22 protein-coding genes and 2 pseudogenes are annotated in these 22,923 nt (G+C 68.7%); 15 read left to right on the forward strand and 9 right to left on the reverse strand.

What is annotated here, in order from left to right:
* Window positions 1-750 precede the first annotated feature (750 nt).
* Both M2266_RS04775 and M2266_RS04780 read left to right on the forward strand, forming a co-directional pair.
* On the forward strand, window positions 751-1,950 hold the full coding sequence (locus M2266_RS04775; RefSeq protein WP_277436984.1) for a LuxR C-terminal-related transcriptional regulator: 1,200 nt from the start codon (window positions 751-753) through the stop codon (window positions 1,948-1,950).
* Between the two features lie 243 nt (window positions 1,951-2,193).
* Window positions 2,194-2,382 (forward strand): heme-binding protein, encoded by a 189-nt coding sequence (locus M2266_RS04780; RefSeq protein ID WP_277436985.1) that lies wholly within the window; start codon window positions 2,194-2,196, stop codon window positions 2,380-2,382.
* A gap of 265 nt (window positions 2,383-2,647) precedes the next feature.
* Here M2266_RS04780 and M2266_RS04785 read toward each other — a convergent pair whose 3' ends face one another.
* The 4 genes and pseudogenes from M2266_RS04785 to M2266_RS32280 form a co-directional block, all read right to left on the reverse strand.
* On the reverse strand, window positions 2,648-3,604 hold the full coding sequence (locus M2266_RS04785) for an amidohydrolase family protein (protein ID WP_277436986.1): 957 nt from the start codon (window positions 3,602-3,604) through the stop codon (window positions 2,648-2,650).
* A gap of 387 nt (window positions 3,605-3,991) precedes the next feature.
* A pseudogene (locus tag M2266_RS04790) lies at window positions 3,992-4,114 on the reverse strand (transcriptional regulator); the annotation flags it as partial.
* 97 nt (window positions 4,115-4,211) lie between these two features.
* Window positions 4,212-4,436 (reverse strand): hypothetical protein, encoded by a 225-nt coding sequence (locus M2266_RS32275; protein ID WP_346780868.1) that lies wholly within the window; start codon window positions 4,434-4,436, stop codon window positions 4,212-4,214.
* Between the two features lie 229 nt (window positions 4,437-4,665).
* Window positions 4,666-4,866: pseudogene (locus M2266_RS32280) on the reverse strand (transcriptional regulator); the annotation flags it as partial.
* Between the two features lie 253 nt (window positions 4,867-5,119).
* Here M2266_RS32280 and M2266_RS04800 point away from each other — a divergent pair.
* The 11 genes from M2266_RS04800 to M2266_RS04850 all read left to right on the forward strand — a co-directional run bounded on the left by M2266_RS04800 (window position 5,120) and on the right by M2266_RS04850 (window position 14,679).
* Complete coding sequence (locus M2266_RS04800; protein ID WP_277436987.1) at window positions 5,120-5,905, forward strand: alpha/beta hydrolase; 786 nt, start codon at window positions 5,120-5,122, stop codon at window positions 5,903-5,905.
* 31 nt (window positions 5,906-5,936) lie between these two features.
* Window positions 5,937-6,269: a carboxymuconolactone decarboxylase family protein gene (locus M2266_RS04805; protein WP_277436988.1), complete on the forward strand. Its 333-nt coding sequence runs from the start codon at window positions 5,937-5,939 to the stop codon at window positions 6,267-6,269.
* 115 nt (window positions 6,270-6,384) lie between these two features.
* The gene (locus M2266_RS04810) at window positions 6,385-6,792 is read left to right on the forward strand and encodes a cupin domain-containing protein (RefSeq protein WP_277436989.1); all 408 of its coding nucleotides are present in this window, start codon (window positions 6,385-6,387) and stop codon (window positions 6,790-6,792) included.
* A gap of 35 nt (window positions 6,793-6,827) precedes the next feature.
* The gene (locus tag M2266_RS04815) at window positions 6,828-7,844 is read left to right on the forward strand and encodes a zinc-dependent alcohol dehydrogenase family protein (RefSeq protein WP_277436990.1); all 1,017 of its coding nucleotides are present in this window, start codon (window positions 6,828-6,830) and stop codon (window positions 7,842-7,844) included.
* Window positions 7,845-7,866: 22 nt separating this feature from the next.
* Window positions 7,867-8,292, forward strand: a complete 426-nt coding sequence (locus M2266_RS04820; protein WP_277436991.1) for a nuclear transport factor 2 family protein — start codon at window positions 7,867-7,869, stop codon at window positions 8,290-8,292.
* A 112-nt stretch (window positions 8,293-8,404) separates the two neighbouring features.
* The gene (locus M2266_RS04825; RefSeq protein WP_277436992.1) at window positions 8,405-8,776 is read left to right on the forward strand and encodes a DUF2255 family protein; all 372 of its coding nucleotides are present in this window, start codon (window positions 8,405-8,407) and stop codon (window positions 8,774-8,776) included.
* 67 nt (window positions 8,777-8,843) lie between these two features.
* Window positions 8,844-10,430: a Na+/H+ antiporter gene (locus M2266_RS04830; protein ID WP_277436993.1), complete on the forward strand. Its 1,587-nt coding sequence runs from the start codon at window positions 8,844-8,846 to the stop codon at window positions 10,428-10,430.
* 56 nt (window positions 10,431-10,486) lie between these two features.
* A complete protein-coding gene (locus M2266_RS04835) occupies window positions 10,487-11,446 on the forward strand; it encodes an amidohydrolase family protein (RefSeq protein ID WP_277436994.1) in 960 nt (319 codons plus the stop codon).
* Window positions 11,447-11,496: 50 nt separating this feature from the next.
* Entirely contained in the window at window positions 11,497-12,483 is a 987-nt protein-coding gene (locus M2266_RS04840) for an aldo/keto reductase (RefSeq protein ID WP_277436995.1), read from the forward strand.
* 103 nt (window positions 12,484-12,586) lie between these two features.
* Window positions 12,587-13,531, forward strand: a complete 945-nt coding sequence (locus M2266_RS04845; protein ID WP_277436996.1) for an amidohydrolase family protein — start codon at window positions 12,587-12,589, stop codon at window positions 13,529-13,531.
* A 311-nt stretch (window positions 13,532-13,842) separates the two neighbouring features.
* Window positions 13,843-14,679, forward strand: coding sequence for a hypothetical protein (locus tag M2266_RS04850; RefSeq protein WP_277436997.1), 837 nt, complete (start codon window positions 13,843-13,845; stop codon window positions 14,677-14,679).
* Between the two features lie 221 nt (window positions 14,680-14,900).
* On the opposite strand, the gene M2266_RS04855 is transcribed toward M2266_RS04850, so the two are convergent.
* The 5 genes from M2266_RS04855 to M2266_RS04875 all read right to left on the reverse strand — a co-directional run bounded on the left by M2266_RS04855 (window position 14,901) and on the right by M2266_RS04875 (window position 21,447).
* On the reverse strand, window positions 14,901-16,031 hold the full coding sequence (locus M2266_RS04855) for an ATP-binding protein (RefSeq protein ID WP_277436998.1): 1,131 nt from the start codon (window positions 16,029-16,031) through the stop codon (window positions 14,901-14,903).
* 26 nt (window positions 16,032-16,057) lie between these two features.
* On the reverse strand, window positions 16,058-16,762 hold the full coding sequence (locus M2266_RS04860; RefSeq protein ID WP_277436999.1) for a response regulator transcription factor: 705 nt from the start codon (window positions 16,760-16,762) through the stop codon (window positions 16,058-16,060).
* A gap of 715 nt (window positions 16,763-17,477) precedes the next feature.
* Window positions 17,478-18,662 (reverse strand): amidohydrolase family protein, encoded by a 1,185-nt coding sequence (locus M2266_RS04865; protein WP_277437000.1) that lies wholly within the window; start codon window positions 18,660-18,662, stop codon window positions 17,478-17,480.
* 1,009 nt (window positions 18,663-19,671) lie between these two features.
* A complete protein-coding gene (locus tag M2266_RS04870) occupies window positions 19,672-20,718 on the reverse strand; it encodes a DUF418 domain-containing protein (protein WP_277437001.1) in 1,047 nt (348 codons plus the stop codon).
* Between the two features lie 129 nt (window positions 20,719-20,847).
* Window positions 20,848-21,447 (reverse strand): TetR/AcrR family transcriptional regulator, encoded by a 600-nt coding sequence (locus tag M2266_RS04875; protein WP_277437002.1) that lies wholly within the window; start codon window positions 21,445-21,447, stop codon window positions 20,848-20,850.
* Window positions 21,448-21,589: 142 nt separating this feature from the next.
* Here M2266_RS04875 and M2266_RS04880 point away from each other — a divergent pair, with 142 nt between their 5' ends.
* The gene (locus M2266_RS04880) at window positions 21,590-22,384 is read left to right on the forward strand and encodes an alpha/beta fold hydrolase (RefSeq protein WP_277437003.1); all 795 of its coding nucleotides are present in this window, start codon (window positions 21,590-21,592) and stop codon (window positions 22,382-22,384) included.
* A 92-nt stretch (window positions 22,385-22,476) separates the two neighbouring features.
* A complete protein-coding gene (locus tag M2266_RS04885; RefSeq protein ID WP_277437004.1) occupies window positions 22,477-22,848 on the forward strand; it encodes an antibiotic biosynthesis monooxygenase family protein in 372 nt (123 codons plus the stop codon).
* Window positions 22,849-22,923: the final 75 nt, after the last annotated feature.

Genomic DNA, 22,923 nt, shown 5'->3' on the forward strand with positions numbered 1-22,923 from the left:
CTGCCGGGGCCAGGAGCGACGCGGCTCTGCGGCCGAGGCGGCGGCCCAGGTGTTGCTGAGACACAGAGTGCAATTCCCCTGCGCACGCCTGAGACAGGCATGCGCATGACATGGAGTGGTCAGTTCCCCGAGATCACAGCTATCTTGTTGTCAATGAATCCACTTGAGAAGAGTCAAACGCTTGATATTACCACTGCACATTTCCTCCACGGAGTTCTCCGACCACTGCCATCTGGGACGGCAAAAAGTGGCCCTGCCCGGCGGGGAGATGGCGGGCGGCGGCCGTGCACGCGAGGCAGGCCCTGGGGGAGCAGGCTGCGCTGGAGTTCGCGGAGCGGGTGTGTTCGGCGTCGTACGGTCGGGCCCACCGCGTCCGGGCACCCGTTCGGAGTGTGCGTGGTCAGCTACGACCGGCCGAGCCGCCTCACGGACGAGGAACGCATCCTGCTGAGCACGATCAGCGCCCTCGTCGCTCAGCCTCCGGAGACTCCCTGTGGGTGGAGGGTCGGCGCTGAGCGTGGCGCGGGGCGGGACGCCAGCCTGGTAAGTGAGGATTGCGAGATCCGGTCGGCGGCGACGTGCTCCGCAGCTGTGGCCGGCCGTCGAGCTCCTCCGACACAGCAGACGGAGGCCAGGGCGGTACGGAAGCCCGCCCACAGCCGCGCGACAGAACGATGATCACGCCAGCCCAAGGTGAGCCTGACTGCTCTCCGGGAGAGTTGCAATCAGCCGAGTGAGTAGGAGGTCACGGTGACCGGAGACTGGGCCCTGGAGTTGGCCACAGCCGCCGCCGACGAGATTCTGCCACGCCTGTCGGCGGCGGTCCGCGAAGAGGTCCCGCACCGCTGGGCCGCCGTCCTGGTAGCCGGACGGATCAGCGTCACACCGCACAACGGCGACCGCCGGCCGAGCGCCGCCGAACTGGCCGCGCTGGACGCGGCGGCTGTACCCGGTCAGCCCTGGCACAGGCCGGTGACCATCGGAGGCACCACGCGCCCAGCCTTGGTGGCGGCCACCGCCGGCCCCAGGGCATCCGGCAGTCTGCTCGTCCTGGCCGACGCCGACGACGCCCGGCACGCCTATCCGATGGTGCAGCGAAGTTGGGAGATCGCGGCGGCCCTGCTCTCCCGCTCCGATTCTCCACCGACCACCGCGGCAGAACGCTTCTTCGCCGGAGAGCACGCCAAGCAGCTCCTCCTCGCCCGCGACACCCATGCCGCCACGCTCAGGGCGCTCCTGACAACCCTGCGCTCCCGGGAGCTTGACGACTCCCGGGCCCGCCGGGCGGCAACCGACCTGGCCTCCACCGCCCTGACCGCGCTGCAGGCCGCCTCCACCGCCCAGGAATGCACCGTCCAGCGCGCCTTCTCCCTGCTCACCGAGCAACTGCGGCCGCTGGTGCTCCACACCGAGGTGGACCTGGAGACTGTGCCACCCGCCACCGCCGACAGGCTCCTTCCGGGCCCGGTGGGCCAGGCCGCCACCGCCTTGTCCCGCGGCTGCGTGCTCGTCATGCTGGAACACACACACCCTCGTCGGATCCGTGTGGCCTGGCAGGCGACCGACGACCAACTGTCGGTGGACGTTCGGGACGACGGTGACAGCGCACAGTTTCCGCTGAACCAGGCGGAATACCGGATGCGCGAACGTCTGGCCCCTCTCGGTGGCGACTTCAGCGTGGAAACCGTTCCCGGCTGGGGCACCACGATCACCGCCCGCTTCCCGCTCGCCCTGCCGCCCAGTACGGATGTCGAGTTGCTGCGCGAACTCAGCCCGCGCGAACTCACGGTGATGGCGGAACTCGTCCGCGGCCTGACCAACCAGCAGATCGCCGAACAGCTGCACGTCACCGAACACACCGTCAAGTTCCACGTCCGGCAGATCCTCTCCAAACTGGGCGTACGCACCAGGGGAGAAGCCGCAGCCCTGGGGCGCGCGGCACGCTTCTAATAGGCGGTCAGGGCTGAACCGCTCCGGGCGACAACCCGCCTGTCGACGCGGGCAGGACGCCCAACGACGACCCCGAGATCCGTAAGAGCCTTCTCTGCAGAGACGTAGGAGCACCCATGACAGAGGAATCCGTCAACACCCTGGCCACAAGACGCGGAATGCTCGGAATAGCGGGGGCGGTAGCGGGCGGACTTGCGGTCAGCCAGATGGCTGCCGGCAGCGCCTCGGCCACCACCGTCAAGGGTGGATCGATCGCGACGCGGACGATCAGCCTGGCCCAGGCTCAGCTCTCTCGTCGCCGCCGGCGCCAGACTGCTGGCCGGCGGTCGACCGATCTTCGAGAACAGTCAGTTCATCGGCGCCCTCGCCGTCGGCGGGGGCACACCGGCCCAGGACGACGAGGTGGCTCGCGCCGCGCTGAGCGCACTCTGACTCTCGTCCGCCCGTCGCCGGGCGGTGGCCGGGAGCCCGGAAGCGCTCCACGGCCGGCCCCAGGGGCCAGCGGAGGCGTCCGGTCTCGGGCAGGGGCGCATGACTGAACTACGAGGATTTTCCGGTTCGATGCGGACGCCGCAATCCGCACCGAACCGGAAGACCCTCACCTGCGTCCGCACCGTGAGGGTGCCGGTCTTGGACCTGACCGGTTACGCGGCAGCTCCGCTTCGCGTTTCTGGCGGCAGGGAACCGAAGCGGCGGTTCAGCCTCTGCCGGCGCGGCGGCCGGCGGTCAGGAACAGGTCCCAGCCTCGATGACCAAGTTGGTCGGCTTCACCTTCGACCAGCAGGCGGGAGCCACGCAGCGCCCTGATATTCGTCGCCAGCGTCTCGTCCGTGTTGCAGGGCGCGCCGGTGTCGGAGCCGTAGACCAGGTGGTTACGCGGGACCGTGGCGAGCGCCGATGCGAGGGGGGCGTCGTCTCCCGCATTGGCGGTGTCCAGGTACAGCCTGGCCAGATGCTCGCGAATCTCGTCCGGGGTGATGTTCTGCGGGTTGGGCACCCAGGGCTCCGCTCCCAACTGCCCCAGCCGTCCTGACATCGCCGGCAGCGCTCCACCGGCGTGGGCGAGAATCAGCGTCAGGTCCGGGTAACGGCGGAACACCCCGGCATAGAGCATGTCGACAACGCTCCGGGCGGTCTCGAACCCCACGTCCATCAAGGTGACGGGGAGGCCGAGTTGCGGCGGCGCGATCGTATTCGGGTGCACGAAGACAGCCGCACGACGGCGGTTCAACTCGGCCCACACCGGTTCCAGCCGGTCGTCGCCGAGGAACACCTCGTTGTACCGGGCGCTCACCGCGTATCCGTCAGCGTGCAGGTCCGATGCGGCCCGATCGATCTCGGCCAGTGCCGCCTCGGGATCGTCGGTGGGGAACGCCGCCAACAACCCGAATCTAGTCGGATGATCCGCGACGATCTTCGCCCCGTAGTCGTTGCTGTCACGCACCGCCTGCGACGAGAACACGTGGGTGTTGCTGAGCAACTGCATGGCGATACCGGTCCGGTCCATGTAGTCCAAGGCGGACTCCGGACTCCAGGAGAACGGCTGCGGCGCCAGGAACTGCTGCGCGCGCAGGCCCTCCCACTGCCTGAGCCGCTGCTCTTCGGTGAGCGGCGGTGTGAAGTGCGCGTGCACATCGACCCAGCCATTGACCATCGTCATGAATCCTGTCCTTCTGTCAGCACAGCCACCGACGACCGCCCACCACTCCATGGCTCCGGCAGCGTCGCCTACCGGGACCGCTTACCCCGGCGTCGACGGTTGGTGGGAACCTGCCTGCGGTCTTCATGCATCTGGCTTCCCGTCATGCATGTATACGCCGCCGAGGAGGCAGACCTGGGTAACGCCTTCATTCTGGGACGGGACGGCCCCACGCCCGACCATCCTTTCTGATGGTTCCGCCTGTCCAAATGGGTAGACTGCCCGGCCACAACGCCCGCGCCCGCGGCGATGTCCCTGTCTACGTACGAGACAGCACCCCTGGCGTCGTGGACGCCAGGGCATGTGGTGAGCGCCGAAAGCAACGATCAGTGGTGCTCTGTGACGCAGCCCCGATACCCGTCGCGGCGCTCCAAACTCGGGCAGGCCCACCGTTTGCGGCCCGAGTTGCGCCCTGCACGCCTTGAGGAATTCTCCCAGTTCAGGCAAACATTCATTTATGCGCATGGCATTCAGTGTCGCGATACTCACCTGAAAAATCAGGGGGAGAGTTTTCTCCCAGGTCTGGCAGAAATCTCGTTCCTCCCAAGTCGGCGCGGCCGGATCAGACCGTCAGGCCGGTCGACCTGATCGGCTGCAGGCCCGCCGAGCCGACCTCATTCCCGCGAGGCGAGGGCACGTAGCCCGTGGCACGAGGGCGCCCGGTTTCGCCGTCCTGACGACGAGTTCCTGATCGGGATCGCCGCCGCAGGTGAAGACGTCCCGGTCGAGGATAGCGCGACGCCACGCGACTGCTTCTCCACCACCGCCTGAAGTCCTTGTCCTGCACGGAGAGTTCGCCGACCAGGCCGGTCAGCCGCGCGTCGTCCGGGTGTGCGGCGGCCGATAACCACGCCGGGACTCACGGTGAGATCGTCGAGCAGGCGGCGCAACCGCGCATGCACCTTCGGTACGGCCCAACGACGAGGTCGGGCCGACCGTCGGTCGACCAGCTCGAACAGGTGGTCGCGCTCGTCGTCGGCCAGACGCAGGACCTGGGCGAGCGCGGCCAGCACTGACGCGGACGGCTGGATGCGGCCCTGCTCCAGCCGGGTGTAGCAGTCGGTGCTGATGTCGGCGAGAAGGGAGACCTCCTCCCTGCGCAGGCCAGGCACCCGCCGGGTACCGGTGTCGGGCAGACCGACTGTGCGTGGGCTCAACTCGGCCCTCCGCAGCTTGAGTAATTGTCCCAGCTCGTTCAGATGCGCGTCGCTGGACATGCCAGCCAGTGTCACACCGCCCGGTCCGCACAAGGGGGGTAAGAATCCCTCCCCTGGATAAGTGATCCCCCGGGTGGAATTCTCCCCTTTGCGGATTCCCGTGGAGGTGACAGGGTCAGTAACGTGTTGGGCGATCAGAGGCGACCCACGGAGAGCATCCACCCGAACAAGCGGGACGGCCTACCCCCGGGTCGGAATTGCTTTCACAGGTCACCGATATCGCGTATTTGCATGCTGCAGGCGGAGGAGGCGAGTGAGAACAGTGCGGACGGATGTCACCTTCGTCAGCAATGGCCTGACGCCGACCGGTCACCTGCACACTCCCGACTTTCGCTCCGGACATCCGCTGCCCGCGATCGTCGTCATACACCTGTGGGGTGGGGTGAAGGAGCAGACCGCCGGACGCTACGCCCGGCGTCCGGCCGAGGCGGGCTCGGGCTTCGCCGCCCTCGCCTTTCACGCCGCTCACCAGGGTGCGAGTGAAGGCGAACGCCATTTCCTCGAGCACCCCGTTCAACGAGCCGAGGACATCAAGAGCGCCGTCAGCTGCCTCAGCACCCGTAAGGACGTCACTCCCGACCGCCTCGGACCACTGGGCATCTCCGTCAGCGGCCACGCGGTGTACGCCGCCATGCACGGCCTTCACTCCAGGACTACCGCCGACACGACCAGCGCCGCCTGCCTCGGCAGCCTGCTGCGCGTCCGGCTCGGTGGCGGCCATGACCCGGTCGTCTTCCGCGATCCAGTCGCCCGCGCCGGCCTGCTCCGCGTGGCCGAGGCCCTCGGCGAACCCACCGTCCCCGAACCTCCTCGCACCGCGCCCGCCGCTGATGACCGCGGTCAGCGAGGCCTCCACGGCCCACGCCGGCCGAACGGCCGTCGAACGCGCCGGTGCACCGACGGAGTTGTTCTGGCTCGACGCTGCGTCCCGCTTCGACCTGCACGGCGAGGACGAATACGTCTCCCTACCGTCGCCGAACCCACCTCGTTCTTCGGTGAGCACCCCTCCCGCCACCCGGTCCAAGACCGAGCGGCCTGAATCCCCCCACACAGGCTAGGAGCACCACCTCATGTCCGAACGGAAGAAGTTCGCGCCGCCGGCGATCCAGGAGTTCGCCCCCAAGCTCGCGGAGGTGACCGACACCGTCCTGTTCGGCGACGTCTGGGAGCGGCCGGGTCTGTCCCCGCGCGACCGCAGCCTCGTCACCGTCACCGCTCTGGCCTCCCTGTACCGGGCCGACCAGCTCGGCTTCCACCTCGGCAAGGCGCTGGAGAACGGCGTGACCAAGGACGAGCTGATCGAGGCCATCACCCATCTGGCTTTCTACGCCGGATGGCCCAACGCTATGACCGCGATGACCCAGCTCAAGGAGATCGTGGAGAAGTCCGACCAGTCTGGCTGATACTCCTCCGCCCGCACACACCCCACATCCCGGGGGTTTCCCCACATCCCGGGGTCTCACCCACATCGCCGCCGCGTGGTCCGGCGGCAGCACCACACCGGAGGAACGACACGCCATGGAACTGCTGAAGCGGCCTCCCACCATGAAACTCCCGGCCGAGTGGTTCACCGGCGACGCCTACGCCGACGTGATCCACCGCGGTGAGGACCCCTCCCGGCTGCGGGCCAACCTGGTCCGATTCACTCCCGGAGCCCGCACCGCCTGGCACTCCCACGCTCTTGGCCAGACTCTCCACATCGTCGAAGGCGTCGCCCTGGTGCGGTCCCGTGGCGGCGACATCATGGAGGCCCACCCCGGCGACGTCATCCACACACCCCCGGGTGAGGAGCACTGGCACGGTGCCTCGCCCGACCAGTTCATGGTCCATCTCGCGCTGTGGGAGACGGACGACACCACCTGGCTCGAACACGTCCCGGACGACGACTACAACGGCCCGCGCGTCAGCACCCGTACCCGTCCCTGACGCCACGACAGACCGAAAGGAACCGGGAAGCCATCATGCGAGCAACCATCATTCACGCGCCTGGGGACATCCGGGTGGAGAACGCCCCTGAGCCGAAGATCGTGGCGCCCACGGACGCGGTCATCCGCACCGTCGCCACCTGTGTGTGCGGCTCCGACCTGTGGAGCTACCGCGGCATCAACCCGGTCAACGAGCCGCAGCCGATCGGCCACGAGTACGTCGGCATCGTCGAAGAGGTCGGCAGCGGCGTCTCGGCTGTGAAGCCCGGCCAGTTCGTCATCGGCTCCTTCATCGCCTCCGACAACACCTGCCCGATCTGCCGGGCCGGCTATCACACCTCCTGTCTGCACCGGGACTTCCCCAATGGCTGCCAGGCCGAGTACGTCCGCATCCCCCTTGCCGACGGCACCCTGGTCGCCACCCCGGAGCAGCCGGCCGAGGAGCTGATCCCCAGCCTGCTGACCCTGTCCGACGTCATGGGCACCGGCTGGTACGCCGCCACGGCGGCCGAGGTCAGGCCCGGTTCGACGGCCGTGGTCGTCGGTGACGGCGCGGTGGGCCTGTGTGGGGTCATCGCCGCCAAGGAACTGGGCGCCGAGCGCATCATCGCCATGAGCCGGCACGAGTCCCGGCAGAAGCTGGCCCTGGAATTCGGAGCCACCGACATCGTCGCCGAACGCGGCGAGGAAGGCGTCGCCCGCGTCAAGGAACTGACCGACGGCATCGGCGCCGAGTCCGTCCTCGAATGCGTAGGCACCCAGCAGTCCATGCACCAGGCCCTGCAGTCCACCCGCCCCGGCGGCAATGTCGGCTTCGTCGGCATGCCGCACGACGTGCGGATCGACGGCCAGGAACTCTTCTTCTCACACGTCGGCCTGCGCGGTGGCCCCGCCCCCGTGCGCGCCTACCTTCCCGACCTGATCGAGCGCGTCGTCGGGGGCCGTATCAACCCGGGCAAGGTCTTCGACCTCACCCTGCCCCTGGACGAGGTCGCAGAAGGCTACAAGGCCATGGACGAGCGCCGCGCCATCAAGACGCTGCTGCGTCCGTGACCGGAAGAACGGATCGACAGCCATGACCAGTAAGGCGATCGCCACCGTCGAGGCATACTTCGAAGCCTTCGGCACACGTGACATGGAGCGCGTCCTCTCCCACTTCACACCCGACGCGACCTGGACGATCCCGGGCGATCCCGCCCTGACCCCCTGGGCCGGGAGCCGCACCGGACCGGAGGAGATCCGGCAGTCCCTCACCGCGTTCTTCGCCGCCGTCGAGCCACTCACCTTCGAGCTGGGGACCATGGTGGAGGCCGACGGACAGGTCCTGGCACCGGGCCGGTACGCCTCCCGGTTCCACCCCTCGGGACAGGTACTCGAAAGCGAGATGATCCTGCGCTTCACCGTCACCGACGGACTGATCACCGACTACCGCGTCTTCGAGGACTCACTCGGAATCACCCGCACCCACCTCGGTGACCCGCTCACCAGCCTCCCCGGCTGACCACGAGTCCTCCGGCACCCTCCACCACAGCGGCGCCGCCTTACGCCTGGCCCGGCCTCAGGAGTTCCCGCATGTCCGCCCTGCCCGCCGCCTCCTCGACCGGAGAACACCGATGACGAAATGGACGAATGACGAGCTCGACCGCATCGCCGCGGCAGACGAGTTGGAGATGGCGCCGCGCCGCGATGACGGCTCGCTGCGGGGGCCGGTGCCGGTCTGGGTCGTCCGCGACGGCGACGATCTGTACGTCCGCTCCTTCCGCGGTACTGACGGCGGCTGGTGGCGCACGGCCCGCGCCGGCCACGAGGGGCACATCCGCTCCGGAGGCGTCGACAAGGACGTCACCTTCGTCCAGGTGGCGGACTCCGAGGTCGACGACCGCGTCGACACCGCGTACCGCACCAAGTACGGCCGCTTCGGCGACGCGTACGTCAACCCCTTGATCGCGGCGCGCTCCACGACACTGCGACTGGTGCCACGTTGACCGAGACGATCCCGCTGGCAGCCGCTGAGCCACCACCGACAGCCAGTCCCGCACAGGAGTAAGCACCATGCTCGGTCTCGAACTCGTCGTCGTCCTGGGTGCGGCCGTGCTGGTGGGCAACGTCCTGGGGCAGCGCTTCCACGTCGCGCCGCCCGTCGTGCTTCTCGTCGTGGGCGCGCTCATCGGCCTCGTCCCGGCCGTCCGTCAGACCCAACTCCCGCCCGACGTCGTGTTGTTGCTTTTCCTTCCCGTACTGCTCTACTGGGAGAGCCTGACCACTTCGATGCGGGAGATCCGGACGAACCTGCGCGGCATCGTCCTGCTGAGCACTGTCCTGGTGATCCTCACCGCAGGGGCTGTGGCGGTCGCCGGGCACGCGCTCGGGCTGCCGTGGGGACCGGCGTGGGCCCTCGGCGCGGCCGTGGCGCCCACCGACGCCACCGCGGTGAGTGCCCTGGCGGGCTCCCTGCCGCGCCGTCAGATCACCGTGCTACGTGCGGAAAGCCTCGTCAACGACGGCACCGCACTGGTCATCTACGGCCTGGCTGTCGGTATCACCGTCGGCGAGGAACACCTGACACTGCCGCACGTCGGCGCGCTGTTCCTGCTGGCCTACGGCGGCGGGGCCGCGGTCGGCGTCGCGGTCGCCTGGGTCAACATGAACCTGCGACGCCGGCTGGACGATCCCCTGCTCGGCAATCTCGTCATGATCCTGGCGCCGTTCACGGCGTATCTGCTGGCCGAACAGATCCACGCCTCCGGCGTCCTCGCCGTCGTCGTGAGCGGCCTGATCATGGCCCAGGTGGCGCCCAGCCTCATCCGCGCCGATCACCGCCGCCAGGCACTGGCCTTCTGGCCGCTGGCCACCTTCATCATCAACGGCGCCCTGTTCGTCCTGGTCGGAGTGGAACTGCAGTACGCGCTGCGCCACTTGAGCCGGTCCGACCTCAGAGACGCCCTCATCGCGATCGGAGCGATCAGCGCGGTCCTGGTCGCGGTCCGCTTCGCGTTCCTGTTCTCCTCCGCCTACCTGATCCGCGCGATCGACCGGCGCCCCGAGCAACGCCTGCGGAGAATCAGCGACCGGGCACGAGTGGTCAGCGGGCTGGCAGGCTTCCGGGGCGCCGTGTCACTGGCCGTGGCGCTCTCCGTACCGGAGACCCTCGACTCGGGCGAGCCGTTCCCCGGCCGCGCGTTCATCGTCTTCGTCACCTGCGGCGTCATCGTGGTGACCCTCGTCGTGCAGGGACTGCTGCTACCGGGCGTGGTGCGCTGGGCCCGGCTGCCCCACGACACCTCCGTCGACGAGGAACAGATCCTCGCCGAGACCACGGCGACCGAGGAAGCCATCAAGGCGCTGCCTCAGCTCGCCGCCGAACAGGGGACCACTCCGAAGGTCGTGGAGTGGCTGCGCCAGGAGTACGAGGCCAACCTGGCGACCGTACGGGCAAGGGGCGCAGGCACCGACGACGATCCGGCCCTGCTCCACAACCGCCACTACACCGAGCTCCGCCTCGCCCTCATCGCCACAAAGCGGGCGACCGTCGTCCGCCTGAGGGACGAGTCGCAGATCGACGACACCGTGCTCCGCCGACTCCAGGCGGCCCTGGACAACGAAGAGGTCCGGCTGGCCGGAGGCGAGCAGGTGGAGTAGGCCTCTTGCGGTATGTGCCCTGACAACGCGAGCCCACGAGAAGGAATCCCGCTGCCATGTCCTCCAGCCTCATCGATGTCCACGCCCACATGCTTCCCGACTTCTACGTCCAGCAGGCGACGGCGGCCGGCCACGCCCACCCCGACGGCATGGCCGGCTGGCCGTCATGGTCCGTGCAAGCCCATCTCGATCTGATGGACCGCAACGGCATCGAGACCGCGATGCTCTCCATGTCCTCCCCCGGCGTGCACTTCGGCGACGACAAGGCGGCCCGCCTCCTTGCCCGGCGCGTCAACGAGTACACCGCTGAACTGACCCGGGACCACCCGGGCCGCTTCGGCAACTTCGCGTCCCTTCCGCTGCCGGACGTCGACGGCGCCTTGGAGGAGATCGCCTTCGCCTTCGACGAACTCGGCGCCGACGGCGTGGCGTTGATGACGCACACCCACGGGGTGTACCTGGGCGACCAGCGCCTCGACCCGGTCTTCGCGGAGCTCGACCGGCGGCGGGCGGTGGTCTTCCTGCACCCCACCTCCCCCGTCTGCTGGGAACAGTCGGCGCTCGGCAGACCGCGTCCGATGGTCGAGTACATCTTCGACACGGCCCGCACGATCACGGACCTGGTGATGGCGGGCGTCCTGACACGTCACCCGAACATGCGGGTGATCGTCCCGCACTGCGGTGGCGCGATCCCTGTCCTGGCCGACCGCATCAACGAGTTCATGAGCCTGTTCCTGCCCGCGCGGACGCCGCCCAGCCCCGACGCGGTGCAGCAACTCCGCAGTCTGTACTACGACATGGCGGGCACAGCCTTCCCACGCCAGGTCCCCGCACTGCTGAAGCTCGTCGACCCTGACCGCGTGCTCTTCGGCAGCGACTACTGCTGGACGCCAGCGCCGCTCGCCGACGCCCACATCGCGGCGATCGACGCGGCCGAACCACCGGCGCAGGACACGACATGGCGATCGCTCACGACGGCGAACGCCAGGCGCCTGTTTCCGAGGACAACGCGGTGAACCGCAGCACGCCGTTGACAGCAACGAGTTGGCAGTAACGAGGAGGAAGAATGCACACCCGAACGCTCGGACGCGACCTGCAGGTATCCGCCATCGGTCTCGGCGTCATGGGAATGTCCCAGAGCTACGGACCCAATCCCGGCGATCGCACCGACATGATCGCCGTACTGCGTGGCGCCGTGGACCGCGGAGTCACGTTCTTCGACACCGCGGAGGTGTACGGCCCCTACGTCAACGAGGAACTCGTCGGAGAGGCCCTCGCTCCGTTGCGTGACCGAGTCGTCATCGCCACCAAGTTCGGCTTCCGCATCGAGGACGGTGCCTCCGTCGGGCTGAACAGCCGGCCCGAGCAGATCCGGGCCGTCGCTACGGCCTCCCTCAAACGGCTCAGGGTCGAAACGCTCGACCTTTTCTACCAGCACCGCGTCGATCCGGACGTGCCGATCGAAGAGGTCGCCGGAGCCGTGGGAGAGCTCGTACAGGAAGGCAAGGTGCGCTGCTTCGGGCTTTCCGAGGCCAGTGCGCAGACCATCCGCCGGGCCCACGCGGTCCACCCGGTGACGGCAGTGCAGAGCGAGTACTCGCTGTGGACCCGGGACCCCGAACACGAGGTTCTGCCGACCTGCTCGGAGCTCGGCATCGGATTCGTACCTTTCAGCCCACTCGGCAAGGGGTTCCTGACCGGGACGGTGAACGCCACGACGCCCTTCGCCGCCGACGACGTCCGCACGAACATCCCGCGGTTCACAGCCGAGAACCGGGCAGCGAACCAAGCGCTCGTCGACCATGTCACGCTGCTCGCGCAGGCCAAGGACGCCACACCGGGACAGGTCGCGCTCGCCTGGCTGCTCGCACGGCATCCGTCGATCGTTCCGATCCCCGGAACCCGGCGCACCGCACGCATCGAGGAGAACATCGGCGCCACCCAACTGCCCCTCTCCGCCGACGAACTCGCCGACCTCAACGGACTCGCCGGCCGCGTCGGAGTACAGGGAGACCGCTACAACGAGCACCACATGTCCCTGGTCGACAAGTAGTCCGGCCTATCCAAGTCGCCCAGCGGTTTCCTGCACCGCTGGAAGCCGCTGCCTCCTCCCACTCCCCTGCTTCCCCTTCCCTCGTTGATTGAGGAACCCCTTCATGCGCATCGACACGCACGCTCACGTCTACCCCACCGACTACCTGGACTTCCTGGCCGACTCGGGCGTCACGACCACCCGCGGCCAGCGCGGGCTCGGGGCCGACGACACCGACAAGGAACTCGAGGTCCGCTTCTCCCTGATGGAACGGGCCGGTGTGGACCGACAGGTGATCTCGGCTTCACCGCTGACGGGCGCGCTGCCGGATCCAGCGCGGGCCGCCGCAGCCGCACGCATGATCAACGACCGGTACGTCGACCTGGTGGACCGCCACCCCGACCGCTTCCTGGCCTTCGTCGTGCTTCCTCTGCCGCACGTCGACGTGGCCTTGGCCGAACTCGACCGTGTCCTCGACGCGCCGGGGGTGGTGGGCGTGGCCCTGACCACCTCGGCCGCGGGCCGGGCGCTGACCGACCCAGCCTTCGCACCGGTGTGGCAGGAACTCGACCGCCGCGGCACCGTGATGTACCTCCACCCCGCCGGCGACGGCGTCGCCTCCCCGCAGATCACCGACCACCACCTCACCTGGATGGTCGGCGCGCCCGTGGAGGACACCGTCGTAGCGGCCCAGCTCATCACCCGTGGGTTCGTGACGCGCTACCCCCGTGTACGCATCCTCAACTCCCACTTCGGCGGCGCGTTGCCCATGCTGCTGGAGCGGTGGGACAACCTCGCCCACTTCGAGGCACCTGAGACCCCCCTTCCGCCAAGCCAGGCGGCGCGCCTGATGTGGTACGACACCGTCGCCCACAGTTCCCAGGCGGCACTGCATGCCGCAGTCCAGGCGGTCGGCGCGGACCGACTCGTCCTCGGCAGCGACTTCCCGTACCAGGGTGGCGAGCACTACCTCGACACGGTCGCCTACATCGAACGGGCCGGTCTCGACGCAGCGGACACCCAGGGCATCCTGGCCGGCAACGCCGAAGCACTTCTGGGACTGGCCTGATCCTCGAGGGCTGTGGGGACGATCCGAAACCGGCAGCAGAGCCCGGTGGCCGGTTCACACGTGCAGACAATGCCCCCCTCGGTCGGCCGGTCCTGGCGCGGCGCCGACGGGAACAAGGCCACGGGGTTGTACCGCGGTACCACCTGATGGTGCGGGGTTCCTCCCGCGGTACCACGATCTGCTCGACTGTCGCACCTAGCGTCCTTGCAGGGCACCGAACGGCGGTGGCCCGGTTCGAAGGATGAGCAGATGATCAAGGTACGACAGTCGGTTCCCGGGGGTTCCGCCTCCGCTCTCCCCGGAGAGCCCTCATGACCGATATAAGCCAGGCACGACGCAACGGATTCCCCTACGCCAAGGTTCCCGCCCTGACAGCGTTCTTCTGGGTCGTCAAGCTGCTCACGACCGGTCTGGGGGAGTCTGCCTCGGACTTCATGTTTCTGGGCGGACACTGGATCACGCTGATCGTCACCGCCGTCGCCGTCGTCGGGGCTTTCTTGTGGCAGTTCCGGACGTCCCGGTACCAGGCAATCCCGTATTGGACCGCGGTCCTCGGCGTCGCCGTCTTCGGCACGGCCGAAGCCGACATCGTGGCCTTCGTCGTCGGCGTACCCCTGCCGCTCGTGGCCGGCGGATACGCCGCTGCCACCGCTGCCGTACTCGCACTCTGGTACCGGTCGGAAGGGACACTCTCGGTTCACAGCATCAACACGCGGCGCCGCGAGACCTTCTACTGGCTGACCGTCATGTGCAGCTTCGCCCTGGGCACCGCGGCGGGTGACCTGACAGCCAGCACCCTGGGACTCGGCTTTGTGGGCTCCATGGCGTTGTTCGGCGTCGCCATCGTTGTTCCGTGGATCCTCCACCGCCGCGGGGCCCTCCATCCCGTCACGGCTTTCTGGGCGGCATACGTCCTCACCCGGCCGCTGGGCGCCTCGGTGGCCGACTGGCTCCTCAAGCCTGTCCACGATGACGGTGAAGGGGGTGGTGGTATTGGCCTCGGGTCAGGCGCGGTCACCTTCGGGGGGCTCCTGCTGTTCGTGATCGTGGTCGTCTATCTCGCGATCAAGCGCCCTGACGTGCAGGATTCACTCGAGAGTGTCGACACCCACCGCGTCGCCTCTTCTGCCGGAACGCCGAACGCCTGAGTAGAGGGAGTTCGGGACGGGCCGGCGACGCTGGTGGTCATGGCCCCGATCGCCGATGCGATCCGGGCGTCGCCGGTCAGGATTCCCGCAAGACGTCGGCTGTGTCGCGCGCCGCGGCAGCCGCACGGTCGCCGGAGCCGCGACGCACACTGAGCACACGGGTCGGCGACTTCGCAACCGCGACCTGCTCATCACCGCCGCTCCGGGCTGGGGCGATGGTGTCAGCGGGAGACCGGAGGAATGGCGACCCCGGGGACGTGTTCCTGCGGTAGGCGCAAGGTGAACGTCGCGCCCTTGCCCAGGCCGGCGGATTCCGCGGTGATGTCGCCGCCGTGGGCCCGGGCGATACCTCGGGCGATGGTCAGGCCGATGCCGCTGCCACCGGCAGCAGCAGGTCGACCACGACGCTCGAGGCGTTCGAAGCGGTGGAATACGCGTTCGAGGTCGGGTGGGGCGATGCCGATGCCGTCGTCCGTGACGCGGACAATCACGTGGCGTACGGGAGCAGGTTCGGTGTGCACGGACAGCACCACATGCCCGTTCGGATCGCATGCGGCCAGTGCGTTGCCCAGCACGTTCACCAGGATCTGAGTGATCCGGTCCGGGTCGCAGAACGCGCCGACTTGGGTGCCTGCGTCCACGGTCAGGGCTACCGTCTGGTCGTCGTACTGGGGGCGCAGACGCTCGGCTGTGGCCCGGGCCAACGTGGCCACGTCGGTAGGCTTGCGGTGAAGATCGAAGGCCGCCTCCTCCGACCGGGACAGGCTGGAGAGGTCGCCCGCCAAGCGCTGCAGCCGGTGAAGGTCGTCGGCGAGGGAAGCGAACATCGCCTCGTCGGGGACGAAGATGCCGTCGGCCACACCCTCGATCTGACCGCGGAGGATGGTGATGGGGGTGCGCATCTCGTGAGCGACCTCGGAGATGAGCCGGGCACGGCGGCGTTGGGTGTCAGCGAGGGCTGCCGCCAGCGTGTTGACGTCTTGGACCAGCGCTGCCAAGCCCGGCTCGCTGGGGAGTTCGAGGACGTCGTCGTAGTGTCCCTCGGCGAGCCGACGCGTGGCGGCGCGCACCCTGTCGAGAGGACGCAGCAGAAACCGGGACAGGGCGAGGGACGCCGGAAAGGCCGCGGCCCCTCCGAACAAGAGGCCGATCCGCAGGACCACATCGCCTTCGATGTCGTCAAAACCGAGCCACACCTCGATCACCGCGCTGACTGCCGCCATGGCCGCCAGAGCCAGGAGGAGGACCATCACGTGCGAGAGCACCAGCCGGTCACGCAGCGACATCCGCTGCAGGATTCGGCGCAGCCGGGCACGAAATCGGCGGGAGGCCGGCAAGCCTGAGAACGGCATCGATGGGTGTCCTTCCGGACCGCCGGCTAGGCGGGGCGCCCGACGAACCGGTAGCCGATGGTGCGGACGGTGCCTACGAACCGAGGTGCACTCGCCTCGTCGCCCAGCGCGCGCCGCAGAGTACGGATGTGTACGTCCACGACGCGCTCGTCGCCGAAGAAGTCCTCGCCCCACACCTGGGCCAGCAGGCCGCGCCGGGTGAAGACCCGCCCGGGGACACGGGCCATCGCGAACAACAGATCGAAGTCGAGGGCGGACAGCTCCACCGTCCGGTCGGCATCGACCTGCACGGTCCGCGTCGCGCGATCGACAGTCAGCCCGTCGAAGGACAGCACGCCGTCCTCGTGATCCGCCTCGGACCGGCTGTCGGTGCGCCGCAGGATGGCCCGCACCCGTAGTGCCAGTTCGCGAGGGCTGAACGGCTTGGTGACGTAGTCGTCGCTACCGGTGGTGAAGCCGATCAGCCGGTCGACCTCCTCGTCGCGGGCGGTGAGCATGATGACCGGGATCTGGCTCGCCTCCCGGATGCGGCGCAGGACCTGGAAACCGTCCAGGCCCGGAAGCATCACGTCGAGTACCACGAGGTCCGGTCGGTCCCGGGTGAGCGCCTGCAGGGCGGACGGTCCGTCCGCGGCTTCGACGACGTGGAACCCGTCCGCCTCCAGGTAGCCGCGCACAGTCATGCGGATCTTGGGCTCGTCATCGACGACCAGAACGCGCTGCGTACTCATCGTGCTCGCTTTCCATCGCCGAGTTGAGAAGAGGGAGGGGGAAGGCAGTCATGGCCGCGGGACGTCGGCGGCATGGAGGCAGAGGGCCTCGAATGCAGCCAGCGTACGGTGTCTGTCCTGACCGGCGACGCTTTGCTGGCCCGACCCAGCGAGCGCCGCGCCGCCGGGGCGCCGAGCAACTCGATGAGGGGTCAGCAAGGGCGCCCACGGCACCGGGCGGAAGCGGCAGCCGTTGCGAGCGGCTCCGCGGTGCCTGGTATGCAGATGACGGCGCAGTGGGTATTGAAGTCCAAGTCCTCTTGGTCGGCAGTTGGACCGCCCTCGTGGTGGCCGCGGGCCCGGCGGGACACACGCCACAGGCCCCGCCGGGCCAACCGGGAAGTCGCGTCCGTGAGTCGGGCTGAAAGCCGGGTGCAGCCCAGGATGCTCTCCACCATGAAGTGGTCGTGGCCGCCAGTGGTGTCCCTCGTCGGCGCGAGGCAGCCGCCAGGCTCCAACAGAGGGCGAAGTGGGACGGGATGCACCGCGTTCGTCCCGGCACCGCCTCCGCCGCCGGGCAGGTCACGCACCTGCTTCCCCGTCCTCCGTGTCGCGTTCGCCCGGCCAGGCGACGTCGATCTCCGCCGATGGCCTTTCCCCAGAGCCAGACCCCGCCCGCGCCCGCGCCCCTTGGCGGGGCAGCGGGCGGCAGGCCGGGCCGGCGTACGGTCGCGGGTCAGCGAGAGCCGGCGCGGCGTATACGCGCCTTCAGCTTCGGGAACTGCTCGAGGGCGTTGTTCCGCTCGAGAGCGATCCGCTGGCGCCGGGTGTAGATCGCGTCGACGGTCGGTTCGGGGTCGCCTGCCTTGAGATTCGGCAGGCTGCCCTTGAGGAAGGGCATCGTCTCGACGTTGTCGGCCGCGTAGAGATGGCGGGTCGCCGGCCAGTCACTGCCGAACATGATGTGGCTGTCGGGCACCAGTGACGACAGCGGCTGCAACTGCGCGGCGGTGAACGCCTGCGCGTTGTCGAAGTACATCCGCTTCATGTAGTCGAGGGGGCCTTCGGGCAGCACCTCGTTGAACGGTGGGAAGGCCGAGTGGCGGGTCGCGAGCCGGAAGGCCAGGAACGGCAGTGTCCCGCCGCTGTGGGTGAAGTGCCAGCGGATGTTCGGGTAGTCCCGCAGGACACCGTTGTAGATCAGGCTCGTCATCGCACGGGTCGAGTCGAAGTTGTACTCGAAGACGTTGTTCCCGGCCGGGATGTCGGGGCCGAAGCACAGCTTGGGGGCCGGGTTGTTCTCCGGACCCGTCGGGTGGACGTAGACGTAGGCACCGCGGTCGTTGAGGATCTCGTACAGAGGCGCGAACGAAGGGTCCCCCAGGTAGGTGCCCTTGTAGTTGGTGAGCAGGCAGATACCGTCGAGATCCAGTTCGCCGAGCGCGCGGTCCACCTCGGCCACCGAGCCCTCGATGTCGGGCATCGGGGTGACCGCGAAGATCCCGAACCGGTCACCACGGGTCTGCACGAGGTCGCGGGCGTAGTCGTTGACCGCGCGGGCGGTGGCGCGCCGGTCGTCGACCGGGCCGACGGTGACCTGGAGGTCACCGAACGACAGGACGCTGGCCTGGATCCGGTACTCGTCCATAAAGGCCAGGTGCCGATCCACCGACCAGGGACCGTACGCCCCGGTGATGGCGCCGAGAAGGCCATAGCGCTTGAGGTAGTCGTTGTACACGTCGGGCGAGTAGTGCGCGTGGGTATCGATCCGCCAGTTGCCCTTCGGCAGACCCTGGCCGGACGGTGCCGCCTCCGGACTGGCCATGGCAGCAGGCATGGTGGCCGCGGCAGCCGTGACAAGTGCCGCGGCCGATGCTCCTTCGATCATCCTTCGACGCGAGATGTTCCGTCGCAGGTTCATGTCCGGTTCTCCTCTTCATTCTGTGTGCGAGTCAGTTCGTGTGTGTCTGTGTGTGCGTGCGTCACGGCGCCGTCGCCAGGCCGGGCAGGATCCGCGCAGGACGGCGATGGCCCCCCGTCAGGGGGCCGCTATCTCCTCGGGCGTGCGTGCGCAGTGGAGGCCGATCGGGGAGCGCAAGCGGCCAACTCGTTCCTCGGCCGGGCCAGTCGCCGTAGGCAGGTCGGAGTCCACGTGACTGGCCGACTCCGGACGAAGGAACGCGCCGATCACGACGGACCCGGACAGCGCGGTGTCAACCGTCGTCAGGTGCCGCGCAGCAGGGTGATCAATGCTGTCCATCGGCGGGGACGAGGAATACGTGCATGACCGCCAGACAACAGCCGCCTCATCAAGCACGTACCACTCAGCACATGAAGCTTCCATGAAGGCAACCGCCGGACTGGCCCCCACTTCGGGCAGCGGTCGTGGCCGGTCCGGACGAGGACAGCACCACGTTGGCGATCGCAGCCGGGCAGCGCTCGCCGGGCGGCCGACTGTGGCCTCGGTGTGGCTCGCGACCACTGAACCGGCCTATGTGGACAAGGCACGCCCGACTGCGCTACACGCCGCACTCGGACTTGCGGACACGGCTGGGGCGTTCGATCTCGGGGCGGGTATCCGGTCCGGTGCGGCCGCGCCCGTGGCCGCGCGGGAGCGGCTTGGCGCTGCCGCCCGAACTGCGCGAACAAGTCCCGCGGTTGCGCCCTTTCACCACTCCCCGAAGCGGAGAGTCGCTTACCCGGCGACGGATAGGGAGGGGACGCTTCCTTACCCCCACAGTGCACTCTTCCGATGCAAGGCTTGATCCGCACCGAGCGCAGACATCCCAGGAGTCCGATCATCATGTTCTCGTCTGGCTCCTCGCAGCCAGGCGAGATGTTGCCTCACTTCCACGGCTCCCAAAACATTCGTGGCGGGGTGGCGCGGGTTGTTGGGGGGTGTGGACACTGCCCCCTACGTGGGCACCGCCTCAGGCGGCTGCCGCTCGGGGGCGGGTGACGGGCACGACGGTCCACCAGGTGACGCAGCGCAGGCACCACTCAAGGGGGCCGTAGCGGAAGCGGCGCAGCCACCAGCGGCTGAAGACGGCCTGCGCCGTGAGGATTCCCGCGGTCAGCAGCATGGCGGTGCCCCAGCGCGCGGATTCTCTGAGGCCGAGCAGTGGGCTGGCGGCGGTGACGGCGACTGTGGCGGTGAGGTAGTTGGTCAGTGCCATCCGGCCGAGTGGTTCCAGCACCGCCGACAAGGGGCGGCCGAGCGGCGTGCGCAGCAGGAGCAGCAGGGCGGTGGCGTAGGCGAGGGCACCGAGCAGTCCGGCGCCGGCGGCGATGCGGGTGGCGAGCGGCTCGATCTGCGGATAGGTCTGCTGCCACCACACCGCGGCGGCTGCCGCCGGGGCCGCCACGGCGAGGACGGCGGCCAGTTGGCCGGCGCGGCGGTCCAGGGTATGGGCGATGCCTAGGCGGCCGACCGCCAGACCGAGCAGGAACAGACCCGGGATGCTGACAAGGCCGCCGCTGACCAGCGTGACTGAAGCGACCGTACCCAGCAGGCCGCCGCTCAGCACCAGCCAGGTCGGCAGCCAGGTGGCAGGCAGCAGGACGACGAGTCCGATGATCGCGTACGGAGCCAGCGCCTCCCCCGGCTGGAGGAGTTGGTGGGCTGCGCCGAGCAGGCCCAGAGCGATCAGCCGGCGCACCAGGAGCAGCCGGGGGTGGTCCGACCGCTGGGCGGCGCTGTCCAGGAAGACCGCGAAGCTGAGCCCGAAGAGGAAGGAGAAGATCGGGAAGAAGCGCTCCTGGACGAACAGGTCCAGGAACCTTGCGATGGGGTACCAGTGGAAGGTTTCGCCTACCTGCCTCATGGGCGTGATCTGGTTGATGTTCACCAGGAGGATGCCGCAGAGCGCGAAGCCGCGCAGGGCGTCGAGCGCGGTGATCCGTCGTGCGGTTTCCCGTCGGGCTGCCGGAGCCGGTGCCGGTGCCGTGTCGCCGAGCACCGAAGTCGCGAGATTCATAGGGCCCACGATGCTGCCGAGTGGCGGCTGCGCGCTTCGGCCCGGCGGCCGATCGGCCTCGGCCCACGGGCCGGTCTTACCTGGACGCGGCTGTTCCCGTTGGCCTCCGTGATGAGCTGTCGGTGACGACTACTCCGAGTCCAGCTGTGCGTCGGCAGGCTGCAGCATGGTGAGCCATTGGGCGACGACGGCGTCGATGAAGGCGTCGGTGACCTGGCCGCGGTCGAGGAAGAGGCGGGCGAGGACGGGACCGTACAGGAGGGTGAACTCGTCCTCGCTGATCTGGACGCCCGAAGGCTGCAGCAGCTTGTTGAAGCCGACGTAGCGGTCTTCGCCGATGCGGACGAGCGCCCGCGCACTGTCGGGGTCGTGGTCGGCCTGGGCGGTGACGGCCAGGGCCGCGGATCGCACGGCCGGCACGCTGACGCCGGCGCGCAGGCTCTTCAGCCAGGCGGTGGCCACCTCACGCACGTCGCTGCCCGGTTCCGGGTAGTTGCCGAGATCGGGGCCTTCGAGGACGAGGTCGAAGAGCAGCGCGGCCCTGGTGGGCCAGTGCCGGTAGAGGGTCTGGCGGGTGACGTCCGACCGCTCGGCCAGCAGGGCGTAGGTCAGCCCGGCAGGTCCGACCTGAGGCAGCAGTTCCCGCGCGACCGCCAGCACGCGATTGCGGGTGCGCTGCACGCGCGGGTTGCCCGGAGTCGGCTGACGGCGATGGAGGGGCTGCTTCATGCCACCACCATACCTGCACATCATACGGCGTGTGTGATTGACGTCACAGGCGGCAATCATACGCACTGTGTGATAGACCTGAGGAAGTAATCACACGCACTGGATGATTCTCGCGTGTCGACGATTCGAAAGGCAGACGCCCATGTCACCCCGCAACCTCACCGCGCCCACCTTCGCCCGCACTCGCCTCGGCTCCGGCCCCGGCCTGCTCCTCGCCCACGGCGCCGGCAGCAGCCTGGCCGGCACCTACGGCCCCGTCCTGGAAGCCCTTGCCACCCGCCACACCGTGGTCGGTATCGACTACCCCGGCAGCGGCGAGACCCCCCGCTCCACCACCCCGCTGTCCGTCGACGACCTCGCCGACCAGCTCGTCGCCGCCGCCGACGCCGAGGGCCTCGACCGCTTCGCCGTGTCCGGCTACTCCCTCGGCGGCCCGGTCGCCATCCGCGCCGCCGCCCGCCACCCCGAGCGCGTCACCGCACTCGTCCTGACCGCCGCCTTCCCGCACCGCGACAACCGGCTCGCTCTCGCCTCCTCGATCCAGAGCAAGATCGCCGCGTCCGGCGACCGCGAGCTGCTCGCCGAGTTCCAGCTCATGGTGGCCCTCGGCACCCAGGCACTGGAGTCGATGCCGGCCGAGCAGCTGCGGCAGACCCTCGGCTACGTCGCCGCCGGTACGGTCGACGGCAGCGCCGACCAGACCGACCTCGTCGGCCGGGTCGACGTCCGGGACGACCTCGCCGGCATCACGGTCCCCACCCTGGTCATCTCGACCACCGACGACCGGCTCGTCTCCAGCGCCCTGCACCGCCGGCTCGCCGAGACCATCCCCGGCGCCCAACTCGCGGAAATCGCCACCGGCCACCTGCCGATGCTGGAGCGGACCGAGGAGTGGCTGCAGCTCATGACCGACTTCCTCGACAAGCACCACGCCTGAACGCACACCACGGGCGATACCACAGGGGCTCGGCCCCTCGCCCGGACCGCTCCTTGATCACAACTCACCACACACGCGTACGCGGAGGAACCATGCTCAAGTTCGGCCAGCTCGACGAGTCCACCAACTTCCACGACCAGCAGAAGGAGGAAGCCGGCCCGGTCACCATCATCAACACCTTTGTCGCCCCGGAGGGCAAGGAGGACGAGGTGGTGGCCGCCTGGAAGGACGACGCGGAGTACATGCAGAGGTCGGGGAGCCTCCTCTCGGTACAGCTGTACCGCGGCATAGCCGGCAGCCGACTCTTCACCAACGTCGCGGTCTGGAAGTCCACCGAGCACCTCCGTACGGCGCTCGGCACGCCGGAGTTCGCCTCACATCTGGCGAGCTACCCTGCCGGCACTGTGGCCTACCCGCACCTCTACCAGAAGTTCGCCGTAGAGGGCGTCTGCGACGGGGAATGACGCCCGCCACCCGATTCCGGACCGCCGTTAGCCACCCGCACGCATGCCGCCGGCCACCGGGACGGCGTACATCCC

Source organism: Streptomyces sp. SPB162 (genome assembly GCF_029504575.1).
Taxonomy (GTDB): Bacteria; Actinomycetota; Actinomycetes; order Streptomycetales; family Streptomycetaceae; genus Actinacidiphila.

Excerpts from the sequence above, each read along its gene's own strand:
- M2266_RS04810 (WP_277436989.1), top strand. The coding sequence starts at position 6,385 with ATGGAACTGCTGAAGCGGCCTCCCACCATGAAACTCCCGGCCGAGTGG.
- M2266_RS04805 (WP_277436988.1), top strand. The coding sequence starts at position 5,937 with ATGTCCGAACGGAAGAAGTTCGCGCCGCCGGCGATCCAGGAGTTCGCC.
- M2266_RS04880 (WP_277437003.1), top strand. The coding sequence starts at position 21,590 with ATGTCACCCCGCAACCTCACCGCGCCCACCTTCGCCCGCACTCGCCTC.
- M2266_RS04825 (WP_277436992.1), top strand. The coding sequence starts at position 8,405 with ATGACGAAATGGACGAATGACGAGCTCGACCGCATCGCCGCGGCAGAC.
- M2266_RS04835 (WP_277436994.1), top strand. The coding sequence starts at position 10,487 with ATGTCCTCCAGCCTCATCGATGTCCACGCCCACATGCTTCCCGACTTC.
- M2266_RS04850 (WP_277436997.1), top strand. The coding sequence starts at position 13,843 with ATGACCGATATAAGCCAGGCACGACGCAACGGATTCCCCTACGCCAAG.
- M2266_RS04820 (WP_277436991.1), top strand. The coding sequence starts at position 7,867 with ATGACCAGTAAGGCGATCGCCACCGTCGAGGCATACTTCGAAGCCTTC.
- M2266_RS04840 (WP_277436995.1), top strand. The coding sequence starts at position 11,497 with ATGCACACCCGAACGCTCGGACGCGACCTGCAGGTATCCGCCATCGGT.
- M2266_RS04815 (WP_277436990.1), top strand. The coding sequence starts at position 6,828 with ATGCGAGCAACCATCATTCACGCGCCTGGGGACATCCGGGTGGAGAAC.
- M2266_RS04860 (WP_277436999.1), bottom strand. The coding sequence starts at position 16,762 with ATGAGTACGCAGCGCGTTCTGGTCGTCGATGACGAGCCCAAGATCCGC.
- M2266_RS04785 (WP_277436986.1), bottom strand. The coding sequence starts at position 3,604 with ATGGTCAATGGCTGGGTCGATGTGCACGCGCACTTCACACCGCCGCTC.
- M2266_RS04875 (WP_277437002.1), bottom strand. The coding sequence starts at position 21,447 with ATGAAGCAGCCCCTCCATCGCCGTCAGCCGACTCCGGGCAACCCGCGC.
- M2266_RS04865 (WP_277437000.1), bottom strand. The coding sequence starts at position 18,662 with ATGAACCTGCGACGGAACATCTCGCGTCGAAGGATGATCGAAGGAGCA.
- M2266_RS04855 (WP_277436998.1), bottom strand. The coding sequence starts at position 16,031 with ATGCCGTTCTCAGGCTTGCCGGCCTCCCGCCGATTTCGTGCCCGGCTG.
- M2266_RS04830 (WP_277436993.1), top strand. The coding sequence starts at position 8,844 with ATGCTCGGTCTCGAACTCGTCGTCGTCCTGGGTGCGGCCGTGCTGGTG.
- M2266_RS04845 (WP_277436996.1), top strand. The coding sequence starts at position 12,587 with ATGCGCATCGACACGCACGCTCACGTCTACCCCACCGACTACCTGGAC.
- M2266_RS04885 (WP_277437004.1), top strand. The coding sequence starts at position 22,477 with ATGCTCAAGTTCGGCCAGCTCGACGAGTCCACCAACTTCCACGACCAG.
- M2266_RS04870 (WP_277437001.1), bottom strand. The coding sequence starts at position 20,718 with ATGAATCTCGCGACTTCGGTGCTCGGCGACACGGCACCGGCACCGGCT.